We start from the raw sequence: 14,660 nt of genomic DNA, 5'->3' as shown, positions 1-14,660 counted from the left end.
ATTGACCTGAGAAACATTCTCAAGTAAACTAAAGCGAGATTGGTAATAATAATCATTCTCAATATGAAAATATTAATGAAAGGAGGCTAACCTATGCCTAAATTAAGAATAACAACGTTGTTAATTCCGCTTTTAATTGTCTTGGTATTCCTGCCAAAGCAAGCGGCTGCTGCGAGTCAAGGTGTGGAGAATATGAAGCAAGCCGTAATTAAAATTACTCAAGCGATAGATTTAGCCAAACAGAATCTAGACAAAGCGAAGCCAGCCTACGAGCAATTTCACGATCAATGGGTGGACGAAGAGGATAGTGTTAAATCAGACTCCCTGGCCGCCTACAAGGACATTGAGACTCAAATGGGTCAAGTTGAATATGCGCTGTTGGTAAATAAACAAGATGAAGCCATCACGGCGCTGGTGAGCCTGCAGCAAGTGCTCGACAAGTACACAAACGGTCAATATGCAAATGTGGAAAATGTAAAGGAAGCGGATATCACGCTTTCCGGGTTCGTAAGCCTGCTGGAGCAAACTAAAAATGCTGTTCAACAGCAAGACCAAGTTTCATCGCTTAGCTTGATTAGCAAGGTACGGGAGAGTTGGCTCAGTGTGGAGGGGAACGTGGTCTCCCAGTCTTCAACGGTTTACAGTAATACAGAGCGTGATATGGTTATCGCAAACGCAATGATTACAGATCATAAGTATGATGATGCATCAAGCCTTTTGACCGGAATGATTACATACCTTACCCCGCTCGCACAAAAATCAACGTATACACTTTGGGATGCGGCAATGATTCCAATCCGTGAGGGGCTGGAGGCTCTACTTGTGGTCGGTGCTCTTCTTGCCTATGTAAAAAAATCGAACGATCAAAAGGGCAAGTTATGGATTTGGGTTGGCGTTATATCTGGGCTTATTGTCAGTGCGGCGCTTGCCGTTATTGTGAAATATGTATTTTCTTCAGGGGCATTTGGAAATAACAACTTCCTGATTGGAGGGTGGACCGGTCTGTTTGCGGCTGTAATGCTGCTTTATATGAGCTACTGGCTGCATAGCAAATCAAATTTAAAGCAGTGGAATTCGTATATCCAGGAAAAAACACAAACGGCGTTAAGCACCGGTAATGTTGTATCTCTTGGTATCCTGACCTTTCTAGCGGTGTTCCGCGAGGGAACCGAGACGGTTCTATTCATTATTGGTATGGCTAATCAAATCAGCGCGCAGCAGCTTTTACTCGGGATATTAGTTGGATTCGGTGTCCTCGGCGTAGTCGCCTTTATCATGCTGTATATCGGTGCAAAGCTTCCAATCCGGCCATTCTTCCTTGTTTCAAGTTTAATCGTTCTTTATCTCTGCATAAAGTTTGCCGGTCTTGGCGTCAATAGTCTGCAACTAGCGGGTGTGATCCCCACGACAAATAGTTCGGTGCTTCCTAGCATTAAGCTCCTTGCATTCTACCCTTCCTGGGAGAGCGCAATCCCTCAAATCCTGATCATTGTCGTGGCCATCTCTGTAGTTGTATGGAGCAAGATTAACACTCGTACATCCAATACTTAAATAATATCTGGGGGTCGTAAAAATGAAGAAGCAAGTTGTGTTTTCCGTTGTTGTATTAACTGTATGCGCTACTATTCTCTCCGCCTGCGGCACAAAATCGAACGTGGAAGAAGCCTCTTCGGCACAAGAAAAATCAACAACAGAGGTATCGGTGAAAGATGGAACGGCGAAACTGCTGTCGACTGCAAAACAATTGAAAGAGGCTGCTGATACCGGCGATCAAGCGAAAATAAAAGAAGTAGGACCTGAGCTTGAAGAAGTATGGGCCACATTTGAGGATGGGGTAAAACCGAAATACCCGGATCTTTATGATCAAATCGAGAAAAGTCTAAACCCGGCTGTTGCAGCAACAAAAGCAGCGACGATTGATAAAGAGGCGGTGTTGAAAATTGATGAACAACTTATTCAAACGCTGTCTGAACTTTCCGCCAAGCTGATTCCTGCAGAAGAGGTCAAAGCCGGTGCAAACCAAATGCTTACGACTACCGAACAAATTAAAAACGAAATAGCGGCAGGCAATGATGCTAAAGTGAAAGAACTTGCCCAAACATTAGAAGATACCTGGAAAACGTTTGAAGATGGCGTACCGCCGCACAGTACCGAGCTTTATGAAGAGATTGAAGAGAGTCTGAATCCGGAAGTTGCCGGTTCGCAAAAGAGTCCAATCGATAAACAGGTCTTGGCTCAACTTAATGATCAGTTGACAAAAGCTTTGAGCGAACTGGTACAACATATTAATTAAATGATTTCAATTAGATTCTACGTTCTATTCACCGCGTTAGCGTGAAGAAGATCGCCAATTACCTGGCCAAGGTGGCCGGGTAGGGCGATCTTCTTCTTTTCTGAAAGTTTTCATTTGCATATTTGGGACGAACCGCTGAATTTCATTGATGTGATCTCCCGCATGCAAATTGAGGAGCTGCTGCTTGAACATTCGCCAACCCTTCTTTTTGTGGAGCATGACAGGGAATTTTGCAACAATATTGCCACAAAGATAATTGAACTGTAACGACATTTTGGGATGATGGATTGCGCGCCGCAGCGCCAAGTGATATTTTGTTAAAAACCATACTTGGTAAAGGAGGCGAATGATGTGATTAATAAAGAGGAGTTGGACCGCTATTATACTTTTTCCGGCAAACGGAAGATGCTGTCCCGGCAATTCGAAGAGGCTCTTCCGAGATTTCACACGCATGCGGAGGCCAGGGAATATCTGAAATCGCTGTTTGGTGAAGATTTGGTATACCTGGGAGCGCAAGAAGACGAAGACGACGATCAAATCGTATATTGTTATACCATTGTCCATGACCGCCCCGGCTGGGAAGAGGGCAGGCGGAAGATGAAAGAGACCGGCTATGCGAGCGGATCGGACTTCATACATTCTTCTCAGGATGTTCAGATCTATGAGAATGGACGGATTTGGTTGGTTTACTAAAACAGTCGGGGGGTGACGACAAGCCATGTATGATGACCAAGTAGAGAATGCGCTCTATGCAAAGTCTACATTATGAACAACGGCGGTTGTTTGTATAGAGCGAATAATGGCAGACCGCCTTACATCCTTTAATGGTGAAATCCGTTTATAATGAGACTTTGCTGCCTTGAAATGAAATTTATTTTAAGGAGTAGAGTGATCATGAAATATGTCAATGCTGACATTTTACCGGAGGAATTACTAAAGGAAGTACAAAAATACATTTGCGGTGCCATGGTTTACGTTCCTAAACCTGAAGGTGTACGAGAGGGATGGGGCGTAAAATCCGGCAGTCGAAAATATATCAAGGAGCGAAATCTTGAAATCCGCCAAAGATTCTCGGAAGGCGTGACGATGGATCAGCTTTCGGAGCAATATTTTCTTTCGCTGGAAAGCATTAAGAAAATTGTTTATTCGAAATTAAAATAATTCATACCTAATCCCCGAGTCACATTGGATTCATTTCTGATGTGGCTTTTTTATGTAGAGAATAATTCCTAAGTGTTTGCTCTATATATCCAAGCGTTTCCAGTTGTTAGAATGATCCTCGGAAGCATAAAAGGGGAGGGATCAGCTATTCGCAGAAAAGCTATTGAACGTATGAACGGACATCGGGGCGGAGTCGTATGGTTCACCGGGTTGTCCGGTTCAGGTAAAACGACGCTAAGTCAATATGTCGAGGAAGCCTTGTTCAAACGCGGCTTCAAATGCGTTGTGTTGGATGGTGACCAGCTTCGAGCAGGTTTAAATCGCGACCTCGGGTTTTCCGAAGAAGACCGGGAGGAAAATTTGCGGCGTGCTGCGGAAGTGGCGGCCATGTTCTTGAATGCCGGTTTTGTCGCTCTTGTGCCGATGATCTCACCTTCAAGAGAAGCTAGAGATAAGATTAGGCATCGTTTTGATTCCAGGGATTTTGCGGAAGTCTATGTGAAGTGTTCTATCGAAGTGTGTGAAAGGCGCGACCCTAAAGGACTTTACCAGAAAGCCAGAAAGGGTGAAATCCGTCATTTTACGGGAATTGATGCCCTTTATGAGGCGCCAATACAGCCAGAGCTGACTATAGACACGGAACACTCGTCCGTCGAGAACTGCACGCAGCAACTCGTTGAGTTTATTATCCGAAAGTTCGATATTAAGTCAGAAAGAGAGGAAGCTTGATGACACAGCCTAAACTAAGCTATATAATCTGGTTTTCGCAGCGGACGGGAAGTACACTGCTTAATCATGCGCTGGCCTCAACAGGGGTGGCGGGCGATCCCCGCGAATGGCTGCATTTTCAGCACAATAATCCTGCCACATTCAAGCGTGAGGATCTGGAACAAATATGGAAAAGTGGAACAACGCCGAATGGCGTATTCGGACTAAAAACGGGGTTTGAACAGAGATGGATTGACGCATTCCGCACGATGTTCGAGCTCCCGCAGAATGCAACAATGGCGGAGGTATGGAGCGCCGCCTTCCCCAATTGCTCCAAGCATATTTATATGACCCGCCGCAACAAAGTCAGATTGGCTGTCTCGTGGTGGCGTGCGATCGTTACAGGGGAATGGCATCGAAACTTTGGACAACAGCCTCAGGAACATGATATTTCGGATAAGTATAACTTCGATGCCATCCAATATCTGCTCCTCCAAAGCACGATGTGCGAAGCGGCAATCGAGGACTTCTTCTCGGAGTCCGGTATCGTACCGCTGACGATTGTCTACGAAGATTTTATTCAGGATTATGAAGGCACGGTTAAGAGGGTGTTGGAGTTTTTGGATGTACAGGCGGAAAACATTAACGTAGCCCCGCCGGCCTTGGATAAACTGGCAGACGATGCTGCGGAGCAGTGGGTACAGCGGTTTCGAGAAGAGAGCCAGCGGGGATGGGAGAACAGAAGATGGTAATCGGAAGTTATAGAAAAAAATCTCCTTATTTAATTTGTAATGTAAATTATTTCTGCTCATAATGGACGAGAGGGGGATGAACGTGAATAGGTCATAGACGGTTTAGAAAAAGTATTTCATTATGAAAGAGAATATTCCTAGTCTACCACGAATCGGTATAGAATGTTGTCCAAATGAAGGATGTAATCAGAAAATTAGTCATTGGGAAAGGATAGAAGAATGAGGATAAGAATAAAATTTTTATGGTTTACGGCTATTCTGGCCATGCTGACAATGACGGGATTTTCTTCCTCCGCTCCAACGCCCGATCCGGCACTGGAATTTAAAATCCAGTTAAAAACCATTAAATACCATTAAATACTCTGAGCCGGCTGAATCGCTGGTCATTTTCTGGGCCAAGTCGGACGGCGGTCTGTACAAAACAGTTGCTGGCCCCTCTAAAACCAAGACGTATCCGGTATTAAAAGGAAGTTATGACAATGTCCTGTATGAGGACTATAAAAGCATTTATGTCTTGAAACAATCCGCCAATCAGAAGGGGGATATCTATCGATTGGACATGCCCTCCAAAGCATTAACTAGGTTGACCCATATCGGGAATATTGATTATTTCTATCTCAGCAATCAAAGTATTTATTATGTCACCAGCAGCCTGACGGTCGACCCGAAGGTATATCGGATGTCGTTAGATGGTAAGAAGGCGACAAGAGTTAGTCCGATTGTGCTGGAAGCCCAGGATAAAAGCTATCAATATTTTTTTGGGTGGGATAAGGAGTCCGGCGATTTTGTCCTTAAGCGAAAGCCCCTTCCTTCTACAGGAGAGATGTACACAAATACAGAAGAGAACTCTTATGAAAATACTGAAGCAGACGAAGCGGAGAAGCTGTCCACGTACCAGGTATACTTTTCTGACTATATAGGGGACGCTGAGTCGGACACTTTTGTTTATGCGGAACATGACGAAAAGACTCAAACCTCTTATCTTCATTTATTTAATAAAGGCAAGGACACTGTACGTAAATTAAGAGAGTGGGAGGCAGAGCCTGTAGATATCGTTCACGGCTGGGTGTATTTTACTGCTTATTCCATCCATGATTCCGTTACCGGTGGTCTCTTCGCCGTTCGTCCCGATGGCACGGGTCTTCGCCAGGTCGGTAATGGGGATTTGAACGGTGATCGGTATGTCGGGAGCATCAAGTCGTATCTGGTATTCAGAAAGCTGAATAAAGAAGGAATTCCTGATGGGGGCTTCACTTTTATTAAGGAGTAGTTTTTCTAGAAAAGGGAGAAAACATTGAAGAACAAGAAGAAATCATATTTGATTCTAACTAAATCTGTAAAATGCGAATAAAAGTCGCTCTATTTACAGTAGCTTTCTCTGCGATATCCTTAACGGATATCGATTCAAGGTCCTAGAATTATATTGATGATTGTGACCGCTTGTTATAACATATACTTGACTTTTAATTTGACATACCCATGTTCCAAGAGGAGGAGAGACCATGTCCGTTTCGCAACCGTCGCAAACACCGGGGCAACAACTTTTTTTCGATGTTATTCAAGAACGCCGGTCAGTTCGTGGCTATGATCCGGAGATTAAGATTTCACGGGAGGAATTGACCGAAATATTGCGGCAAGCCACGCTGGCTCCCTCAGCCGCCAACCTTCAGCCGTGGCGGTTTCTCGTTATCGACTCTCCGGAGCTGAAGCAAAAGCTGCTTCCGATCGCATTCAATCAACAACAAGTGATCGAGGCTTCTGCCGTCATCGCCGTCCTTGGAGACCTGGAGAACATCCGGATGGCCGAGAAGATTTACGGCCTGGCTGTCGATGCGGGTCTTATGCCTGCGGATACAGCAAAATCGTTTATCGAACGCTATACCGGAATGTATTCGAGCATGCCGCCTGAGGCCATCCGACAAATCGTGCATACCGACAGCGGGCTGGTATCGATGCAACTCATGCTTGCTGCCCGCGCCAAAGGCTATGATACGGTACCGATGGCCGGTTATGATAAACAGAAGTTCATGAACGCTTTCGGTATATCAGACCGGTACGTTCCGATTATGCTGATTGCCATCGGCAAGGCGGCGATGCCCGGTCATCCGACGGTGAGGCTGCCAATCGATGATGTAACTTTCTTCAATGAAATGCCTTAGTAATTTCTAATTGATGAGGGTCTAAACAATAGGGCTCTATTTTACATCCAAATCCAAAGTATGGTTGTAAATGTATACCTACATCTGTGTTGCCATGCCTATGGATGCCAGTTGTTAGATAATGGTGTTTTTTTCCTGAATATATATGAAGACCCTGCAGTATCCGCTGTTAGCCCGGATTTGCAGGTTCTTTTGTTTACACGCAGCTCCATAAAATTGGATATCTAATATCTCATGATTTCCAAATCTCGGATTGAAAATATCATTACAATTATGAGAGAATGTATTACTAGGATAAGTAAAGAAATGTAAGCCGGGTGATCCGCTCGCGGAAGGGTAGGAGGCTACAAATATTGAAAATCGGATTAGCACAAGAAAAATCGTCAGCCAAGGCGTTATCCGGACTCTTTTATACTCTAGGAACGAACCTATGTTGACCACCGTGAACCGGATGTTTGACCGAATCATGCCATGGATTACCCCTACAAGTCTGATAGCCGGCATGCTGTTCACCGTATGGTTAAAGCCATACGGTTTTTTATCCACCTGGTTGTTCGCCTTTATGACGCTGGCGGGAAGTTTAGGGACGAGCACCAGAGATTTCGTCCGGGTGTTCCGGAGACCGGCCCCGATGATTTGCGCTCTGATTCTTCTGCATTTTGTTATGCCGCTTGTTGCGTGGCTGCTAGGGATGACACTCTTTGGCGGTGATATGGAGACGATTACCGGTCTGGTGCTCGGAACCGCCATTCCGACAGGGGTAACAACCCTATTCTGGGTAGCGCACAAAGGGGGAGACGTAACTTTGACGATTGCGGTCATCCTGCTGGATACGCTCCTTGCTCCGTTTGTCGTTCCAGGCATGCTGTCTCTTCTGTTCGCTTCAGAGGTGCATATTGATGCGCTGGGCATGGTATGGAAGCTCCTGCTCATGATCGTGTTCCCATCTCTGCTTGGAATGTTCATCAATCATGTGTCCAAGGGACAGGCTGAACAGGTATGGAGGCCCCGTCTCGCCCCGTTGTCGAAGATCGCGCTGGGCGGAGTAGTTGCGCTGAATGGGGCATTTGTCGCTCCGTTCTTCATTCATTTTGAATGGAAGCTTGTCTGGATTCTCGCCACAGTAATTCTGCTGACACTCATCGCCTACCTGTTCGGCTATTCGACAGGCCGATGGGGATGGAGGAAGGAAGCCGGGGTCACGATTGCGCTCACTTATACCGTTGGTATGCGAAACATAAGCGCAGGAGCGGTAATAGCGACTACGTTCCTGCCGGCAGCGGCGGCGCTCCCCGTTTGTTTAGCCATGCTTGTTCAGCAATTGATGGCATCGCTGGTAAGCAACGTGTTAAGCAAATGGACTGACATTAATGGGTTGACATATCGAGAAACGTCGATATAATAGTTTGCATGAAGCCAATTGACCCCATTGAAGTATTTAAGGCACTGTCTAATGAAGCGCGTCTTCAGATTTTGGAGTGGTTAAAAGATCCTAAAGCCCATTTTGGACCCCAGGGAGGCGTTGATCTTATCGAGGTTGGGGTATGCGTCAGCCAGATTACAACAAAACTGAATATGACCCAATCGACCACATCTCAATATTTGTCCGTCCTGCAGCGAGCGGGGCTCGTCCATGCGACTCGGCTGGGAAAATGGACATATTACAGAAGAGATGAAGAGGCAATTAAACAAATTGCTTCCTACATTCAGCAAGACCTTTAAATCATAAAGACTGGATTCAAACCATTGAATTCAGTTTTTATATACAAAACAAATCGACATTTCCCGAATTGTATTAATGAAGGCGGTGATATTTTTTTCGATTTATCGACCCAGATCTGCGAAAACCCGTACAGAAAGTGCAAGCCTAAATTCACCCTAAAAAAGGAGCTGTTCCACATGTCCAACCCTTCCAACCCATCCGGCAGCGCCGCAACGCTCGTTATCGTTGCGCATCCGGATTTAAAGACGTCCCGGATTAACAAACGCCTCACGGCCGAGATTGAACGAAGAGGCAATGTTACCGTTCACCAGTTGTACGAGACTTATCCGGACGAAAAGATCGACGTTGCCCGCGAGCAGGCGCTGTTGCTGGCTCACGACCGTATCGTACTTCAATTCCCCTTTTTCTGGTACAGCTCGCCTTCCTTGCTGAAGAAATGGATGGATGAAGTATTCGAGCTCGGCTTCGCGCACGGCAGAGGCGGCGATAAGCTGAATGGCAAGGAACTGCTCATTGCCACCTCTTCGGGAGGTGCGGAGAGCATGTACCAAGCCGGAGGCTTTCATAATTACTCTTTCAGCGAGCTGCTGCGGCCGTTCCAGCAGTCCGCCAACCTTACCGGAATGATCTACCGTCCGCACTTTGTAGTGAGCGGAATTCGTGAAGTGAGCGATGAACAGCTGGAGAAGTATGCCGCGGATTACGCCGACTATGTGGAGGGCCGGTCCGTCATCTCCCGCACGCGAGGTTAACCGGAGCCGCATACGCCGAAGATAACAACGCGCCAGCCCCTTCCAGCCGCAGACAGCGGCCGGAAGGGGCTGGATTCGTCAATTGCGCATCTAACATCTTCTTTTGCTATAATACATAGGGACATGTATATTCGATTATGTTTGGCAACGAGGGATGGTGTTTACATCGTGAAAATTGGATTTTTCGATTCGGGGGTAGGTGGACTTACTGTCCTTTATCAAGCTCTTGAGCTGCTGCCGAAAGAGGATTACCTTTTCTATGCGGATACGGATCATGTTCCATACGGCGAGAAGCCGAAGGATAAGGTCAAACAATATGTAACCGAAGCCGTTGAATTTATTGCTCAACAAGGCGTGAAGGCGATAGTTATTGCATGCAATACTGCAACCAGTATTGTGATCGAGGAGCTGCGCCATAAGTATAATTTTCCTATATTGGGTATTGAACCTGCCGTGAAACCCGCCATTCTGGAGAGTAAGAAGCTGCAAAAGAAGGTTTTGGTTCTAGCCACTCGCCTTACACTTCAGGAGGAAAAATATAGGAACCTGGTGAGAAGTCATGACAGTGGCAATATGGTCGAAAGCTTGGCACTTCCTGGACTTGTGGAGCTGGCGGAAACGCTTGAGTTCACAGACGAAGTGGTGCTGCCGTACTTGCGCGAGCAATTGGAAAACATTGATGTAAAGCAGTATGGAACCGTCGTGTTGGGTTGCACGCATTTTCCATATTTCCGGGCCGCGCTTCGTAAAGTTTTCGGCAATCAGGCTGAACTTATTGACGGAAGCGTCGGTACCGTAAAACAACTGCAGCGATTACTAGGTGACCGTCTCGAAGAAGGGAATGGCACAATTATGTTCTTTGAATCCGGTCGTCATATTCTGGACGGGCCCAAGTTGAGCAAATATCGGCGTTTGCTGAATTTACTTGGGGAAGGATGATTATCAAAAGAAAGCAGCTGGTTTGAGACCGACTGCTTTATTTTTTTATAACGTATTATTGACTTAAGAATCAAGGGACGATACACTTCTATTATTAAATCAGTTATTAAAAGTATTAAAAAAAGGACTGAGAACATGCAGCCTGTTACGCATAATACGATTCAAGTCAAAAAAATGAACGTAGAGCTAGTAAAAAACGCGTTAAAAGCGCAGGGTATCGGAACCAAAGCGTCGATTGCAAGCCTAACCAAGCTTAGCGTAGCCACATGCGGTACCATATTAAACGAACTTGTCGCTGCCGGCGAAGTTATCGAGATGGAGCCGGATGGACCAAACGGCGGCAGGCCCGCCAAACAGTATAAGTATAACGCCGACTTTGGCTGCGCCGTTTGTTTGCTTGTAAAGACGGAAGGAGGCATTCACTCTATCCGTTACAGTATCGTGAATCTAGTCGGCGAAACCGTCAAAGAGACAACTCTAGCACTGGAACATATAGACATTGATGCGATTGATCGGCTGATCGAACAACTTGTAAGCGAGAACGGTAATGTACAGGCAATTGGCATCGGAATACCCGGCGTTGTCCATCAGGGAGTAGTCGGCGTTTGCGATGTTCCGGACCTTGCAGGCAAATCGTTAGGACCTTATTTTGAAGAAAAATACGAAGTGTCAGTCACCATTGAAAACGATATGAACATGACGGTCTACGGTTTTTACCATTTGCAAAATTTCGAAGAAGAAAAAACACTTGCCGTCGTTAACTTTCCTAAAGACCATTTTCCCGGTGCGGGTTTTATCGTAGATGGGCGGATATTATCCGGGAATACGAAATTCGGCGGCGAGGTTTCTTTTCTACCCTTTGGAATTACACGCGAGGAGCAGCTGCGGCAACTGCAAACCGATGATGGCTTTGTCCGGTTGGCTGTGAATACACTAACCTCAATCATTGCCATTATTAACCCGGTAACTATTGCGATTACAGGTGAGCTTCCCCGTGAGACTCAACTTAACGAACTTTATTTGGGCTGCATGAAGGACATTCCGGAAGAGCACATGCCTCAGCTTATCATTCAAAACGATACGCACCGGGAATACATGAAGGGTATGGTAACAGCGACCTTGGAAAGCTTAACCTACCGGCTGCAACTTATTGAAAAAAGATAAATAATTAAGAAAAAACTTTTCTCCGAAAGGAACATCCTTATGCAAACAAAAAGCGAAAAAGAAAAGATGTTAAACGGTGAGCTTTACCAGGCGGCTGATCCGGAGCTGGTGAAGGATCGTTTGAACGCACGCCGGTTGACACGACTGTACAATCAGTCACTTGAAACGGATGATGAACATAGAACAGAGCTCCTAAGGGAGTTGTTCGGCTCAACGGGAAATCATTATTACATCGAGCCGTCGTTCCGCTGCGATTATGGCTATAACATCCATGTCGGCGAGAACTTCTATGCGAACTACGATTGCGTGTTTCTCGACGTGTGTGAAATTCGCATAGGCGACAACTGCTTCCTGGCTCCCGGCGTTCATATCTATACCGCGACTCATCCCTTGGAGGCTCAGGATAGAATCTCCGGAGCGGAATTCGGCAAACCGGTCACGATCGGCCACAACGTATGGATTGGCGGACGGGCGGTTATCAACCCCGGCGTAAAGATAGGCAATAACGCGGTTATCGCTTCAGGAGCGGTTGTTACGAAGGATGTCCCTGATAACGTTGTCGTAGGCGGTAACCCGGCTAAGGTCATCAAGCAAATTGATAATGGCTAGGTAACTCATTGCTTATATAAGTACATTATTATAAAATGATTTTCGCAAGGAGAAAATGGATTTTCACTCCCTTAATACTGACTCTAGATTAAAGGAATTTGTAACAGGGGATTGATCAAAGTTAAAAGGGAGAGTCCAATGATGAAACCATATCAGGCATTAGTGCCGGACCGGATCTTTTTTGGCGGTGCTCAGGACGTCGAACAAATGGTAACCGATGAAGGAGTAGAGGTTGTCGTCGATCTTCGCGAAGAAGCGGAAAAGTGCGCGAGTACGGCGGAACATGTACAGTGGGTGAAGATTCCTTTAGGAGATCATGCGGAGGAGCCTGAAGCCGATCTTTTCCGGTCGGCCATTCAGGAAGTCGTAAATACCTATAGGGAAGGAAAAAAAGTAGCCTTTCACTGCGGCGGAGGGAGAGGACGCACCGGAACGGTGGCTGTCGGAACGCTGCGGGAACTGGGACTAGCCCAAACGCTTGAAGAGGCGGAACAGCAAGCCAAAGCGATCCGTCCGAGCATTGCCGTGAAGCCGCTACAATGGGAGTCCTTAAGAGCGATATACGGTAAATAATAGCTTCATTTTAAAAAAAGAACTTGGTGACTGTGAGAATAATAAGTCATCCAAGTTCTTTTATATTATATAAGATGAACTTGAAAAAAATGATATCAGTGTAAGGAGTAATGAAGGGGAAGTTTGGAACTGTAGGAGCGATAGCGATCGCCTTTGTCTCCGGATTTCATCCGCGAAGAGCGGTATAATCAAGAAATCTGGAGACAACAGCGGCCGGAAGTCCAAACATTCCTCGTAGTTACGACTAATATCTGATGAAAAAATCATAAGTTCATCTTTTATAATGAAATAATTTCTCCATGATCATAACGTCGATCGGCTTGCCGTCCATGATTCCTTGATGCTCGAATACCCCGACCTCACGATACCCGAACTTCCGGTACAATCTTTGCCCGCTCAGGTTAAAGGGGAATGTGTTTTTATTATTTTTCGACGTTAAACATCATCATGCCAATCAAAATAATACTTGCAAATTTCAACCTCCTTTGTGGAGGGACACTTGTGTGTTTTTCCAATAAATCATCCCAAGTACATACATTATTCCGCGAATTCTGCTGTTCCTGGTTTTACCTATACCTGAGGTACGGAGATCTTCGGAAGAATTAATTCCGGCCGGAAGAATAGCGGAATCTAAGGATATTGCCAATTATATTAACGGCGAGACCATATTGCTGACGGCTTTTTTTGTTTTTATGTAGGTAATATTTTGTCATAAAAAATTGCACAAATGTTCCAACATTATGTTTTTTGAAACAAATTCTCCCACATAACGGTGATACAATAACTTTAAATATTCATGATTTATCGATAGTAACTATAAAGGGAGGGACTTGAGATAATTACGAATCTGCATTATGAAGAAGTGACCATTCAATCAAATTCCGTTCCGATTGTGCTCTCCATATGGAAAAGCAATGAACTGGATCCATGTATCATATTTATTCCTGGAACCGCGACACATCCTTTGTTTTACGAGAAATTTTTGGGATTATTATCGTTACATGGATTTAACGTTATCGGCGTTCATCCCGTCTGTCACGGCAAAAGTCCGAGGGTTAAAGAATTGTTCACCTTTGATGAAATGATCCAAAATGGAAGAGATGCCATCACATATGCGACTCAACGTTTCAATGAACAGATTTATCTGATGGGTTCAAGCCAGGGGGGGATATTGACAATTGCTCTAGCCGGGTTGGATCATCGGATTAGGGCAGCATTTCCACATAATATACTGATACCCAGCTTGCCGGATTCGGTGGACGTTACAAGATTTCCGCGAGTAATGAAGTACTTCTATAAGCCATTTATCGGGGGCATGAAGCTGGGGTGCAAGCTGTTTCCGAGACTGAAAATACCGGTTGGTTTCTACTTGGATCTAGAGAGGGTTACAAGTAACGACCAGATTCTTGATCAGTTAAGGTTAGATCCAATCGGGTTTATGAGCTATCCTCTATATTTTTTAACAAGTCTGTTCAGTGCAGATTTAAAGCAAATTCAGGACGGAAGTATTAAATGTCCAGTCTATGTCATGGCTTCCAAAGGAGATCCGCTTTTCCCGTTTGATTATACTCGAAAAGTATTTCAACTGATTCAAGCTCCATATAAGGAACTGATGGTGTTTGAGGAGAACTGCCATCTTCTGCTTAATGAATCAGGAGACCAAACGATGAATTTGATCATCATGAAAGTTAAGAATGCAGTAAACGATTTAATGAGAAAAAACGGGTGATTCAGTACATGCAGCGCAAATGGGCGGGGTTTACCGGGATTTTGATCGGATGAGGGGGTAGCCATCTCTAATTGAATGGTACAATGCGAATAGAAGTA

The 14,660-nt window shown here is 45.3% G+C and carries 16 protein-coding genes and 2 pseudogenes; 17 read left to right on the top strand and 1 reads right to left on the bottom strand.

Annotated elements, in window-relative coordinates; genetic code table 11:
- Nucleotides 1–93: 93 nt before the first annotated feature.
- The 16 genes and pseudogenes from VK70_RS09815 to VK70_RS09740 all read left to right on the top strand — a co-directional run bounded on the left by VK70_RS09815 (nucleotide 94) and on the right by VK70_RS09740 (nucleotide 12,833).
- Nucleotides 94–1,551, top strand: a complete 1,458-nt coding sequence (locus tag VK70_RS09815; protein WP_025694791.1) for an FTR1 family iron permease — start codon at nucleotides 94–96, stop codon at nucleotides 1,549–1,551.
- A 22-nt stretch (nucleotides 1,552–1,573) separates the two neighbouring features.
- The gene (locus tag VK70_RS09810; RefSeq protein ID WP_025694790.1) at nucleotides 1,574–2,293 is read left to right on the top strand and encodes a hypothetical protein; all 720 of its coding nucleotides are present in this window, start codon (nucleotides 1,574–1,576) and stop codon (nucleotides 2,291–2,293) included.
- Between the two features lie 102 nt (nucleotides 2,294–2,395).
- Nucleotides 2,396–2,560, top strand: a pseudogene (locus VK70_RS27825) (P-loop NTPase family protein); the annotation flags it as partial.
- 84 nt (nucleotides 2,561–2,644) lie between these two features.
- A complete protein-coding gene (locus VK70_RS09805) occupies nucleotides 2,645–2,986 on the top strand; it encodes a hypothetical protein (protein ID WP_025694789.1) in 342 nt (113 codons plus the stop codon).
- A gap of 201 nt (nucleotides 2,987–3,187) precedes the next feature.
- On the top strand, nucleotides 3,188–3,454 hold the full coding sequence (locus tag VK70_RS09800) for a CD3324 family protein (RefSeq protein WP_025694788.1): 267 nt from the start codon (nucleotides 3,188–3,190) through the stop codon (nucleotides 3,452–3,454).
- A 111-nt stretch (nucleotides 3,455–3,565) separates the two neighbouring features.
- Nucleotides 3,566–4,183: an adenylyl-sulfate kinase gene (cysC, locus tag VK70_RS09795; RefSeq protein WP_036639386.1), complete on the top strand. Its 618-nt coding sequence runs from the start codon at nucleotides 3,566–3,568 to the stop codon at nucleotides 4,181–4,183.
- Nucleotides 4,183–4,914: a Stf0 family sulfotransferase gene (locus VK70_RS09790; protein ID WP_025694786.1), complete on the top strand. Its 732-nt coding sequence runs from the start codon at nucleotides 4,183–4,185 to the stop codon at nucleotides 4,912–4,914. Before cysC ends, VK70_RS09790 begins: the two co-directional genes overlap by 1 nt.
- Nucleotides 4,915–5,467: 553 nt before the next feature.
- Entirely contained in the window at nucleotides 5,468–6,184 is a 717-nt protein-coding gene (locus VK70_RS09785; RefSeq protein ID WP_025694785.1) for a hypothetical protein, read from the top strand.
- 232 nt (nucleotides 6,185–6,416) lie between these two features.
- Nucleotides 6,417–7,073: a nitroreductase family protein gene (locus VK70_RS09780; RefSeq protein ID WP_025694784.1), complete on the top strand. Its 657-nt coding sequence runs from the start codon at nucleotides 6,417–6,419 to the stop codon at nucleotides 7,071–7,073.
- Between the two features lie 430 nt (nucleotides 7,074–7,503).
- Nucleotides 7,504–8,475: a bile acid:sodium symporter family protein gene (locus VK70_RS09775; RefSeq protein ID WP_025694783.1), complete on the top strand. Its 972-nt coding sequence runs from the start codon at nucleotides 7,504–7,506 to the stop codon at nucleotides 8,473–8,475.
- A 17-nt stretch (nucleotides 8,476–8,492) separates the two neighbouring features.
- Nucleotides 8,493–8,795, top strand: a complete 303-nt coding sequence (locus VK70_RS09770; RefSeq protein ID WP_036639383.1) for an ArsR/SmtB family transcription factor — start codon at nucleotides 8,493–8,495, stop codon at nucleotides 8,793–8,795.
- A 177-nt stretch (nucleotides 8,796–8,972) separates the two neighbouring features.
- Entirely contained in the window at nucleotides 8,973–9,548 is a 576-nt protein-coding gene (locus tag VK70_RS09760; protein WP_025694781.1) for an NAD(P)H-dependent oxidoreductase, read from the top strand.
- 168 nt (nucleotides 9,549–9,716) lie between these two features.
- On the top strand, nucleotides 9,717–10,487 hold the full coding sequence (gene murI, locus VK70_RS09755; RefSeq protein WP_025694008.1) for a glutamate racemase: 771 nt from the start codon (nucleotides 9,717–9,719) through the stop codon (nucleotides 10,485–10,487).
- Nucleotides 10,488–10,622: 135 nt separating this feature from the next.
- Entirely contained in the window at nucleotides 10,623–11,651 is a 1,029-nt protein-coding gene (locus VK70_RS09750; RefSeq protein WP_025694007.1) for an ROK family protein, read from the top strand.
- Between the two features lie 39 nt (nucleotides 11,652–11,690).
- A complete protein-coding gene (locus VK70_RS09745) occupies nucleotides 11,691–12,260 on the top strand; it encodes a maltose acetyltransferase domain-containing protein (protein ID WP_025694006.1) in 570 nt (189 codons plus the stop codon).
- Between the two features lie 138 nt (nucleotides 12,261–12,398).
- Complete coding sequence (locus VK70_RS09740; RefSeq protein WP_025694005.1) at nucleotides 12,399–12,833, top strand: protein-tyrosine phosphatase family protein; 435 nt, start codon at nucleotides 12,399–12,401, stop codon at nucleotides 12,831–12,833.
- Between the two features lie 271 nt (nucleotides 12,834–13,104).
- Here VK70_RS09740 and VK70_RS29500 read toward each other — a convergent pair.
- Nucleotides 13,105–13,248, bottom strand: a pseudogene (locus VK70_RS29500) (GNAT family N-acetyltransferase); the annotation flags it as partial.
- A gap of 447 nt (nucleotides 13,249–13,695) precedes the next feature.
- Here VK70_RS29500 and VK70_RS09735 point away from each other — a divergent pair.
- Nucleotides 13,696–14,562, top strand: a complete 867-nt coding sequence (locus tag VK70_RS09735; protein WP_201778752.1) for an alpha/beta hydrolase — start codon at nucleotides 13,696–13,698, stop codon at nucleotides 14,560–14,562.
- Nucleotides 14,563–14,660: the final 98 nt, after the last annotated feature.

It is taken from the genome of Paenibacillus durus ATCC 35681, from assembly GCF_000993825.1.
In the GTDB taxonomy this organism is placed as follows: domain Bacteria; phylum Bacillota; class Bacilli; order Paenibacillales; family Paenibacillaceae; genus Paenibacillus_AQ; species Paenibacillus_AQ durus_B.
Note: the sequence above shows the minus strand (reverse complement) of the source record. Positions and strands in the feature narration are given on the sequence as shown.

Coding starts and splice junctions, on each gene's coding strand:
- VK70_RS09790 (WP_025694786.1), top strand. CDS start 4,183: ATGACACAGCCTAAACTAAGCTATATAATCTGGTTTTCGCAGCGGACG.
- VK70_RS09760 (WP_025694781.1), top strand. CDS start 8,973: ATGTCCAACCCTTCCAACCCATCCGGCAGCGCCGCAACGCTCGTTATC.
- VK70_RS09775 (WP_025694783.1), top strand. CDS start 7,504: ATGTTGACCACCGTGAACCGGATGTTTGACCGAATCATGCCATGGATT.
- VK70_RS09750 (WP_025694007.1), top strand. CDS start 10,623: ATGCAGCCTGTTACGCATAATACGATTCAAGTCAAAAAAATGAACGTA.
- VK70_RS09780 (WP_025694784.1), top strand. CDS start 6,417: ATGTCCGTTTCGCAACCGTCGCAAACACCGGGGCAACAACTTTTTTTC.
- VK70_RS09800 (WP_025694788.1), top strand. CDS start 3,188: ATGAAATATGTCAATGCTGACATTTTACCGGAGGAATTACTAAAGGAA.
- VK70_RS09815 (WP_025694791.1), top strand. CDS start 94: ATGCCTAAATTAAGAATAACAACGTTGTTAATTCCGCTTTTAATTGTC.
- VK70_RS09810 (WP_025694790.1), top strand. CDS start 1,574: ATGAAGAAGCAAGTTGTGTTTTCCGTTGTTGTATTAACTGTATGCGCT.
- VK70_RS09740 (WP_025694005.1), top strand. CDS start 12,399: ATGATGAAACCATATCAGGCATTAGTGCCGGACCGGATCTTTTTTGGC.
- VK70_RS09745 (WP_025694006.1), top strand. CDS start 11,691: ATGCAAACAAAAAGCGAAAAAGAAAAGATGTTAAACGGTGAGCTTTAC.
- cysC (WP_036639386.1), top strand. CDS start 3,566: ATGATCCTCGGAAGCATAAAAGGGGAGGGATCAGCTATTCGCAGAAAA.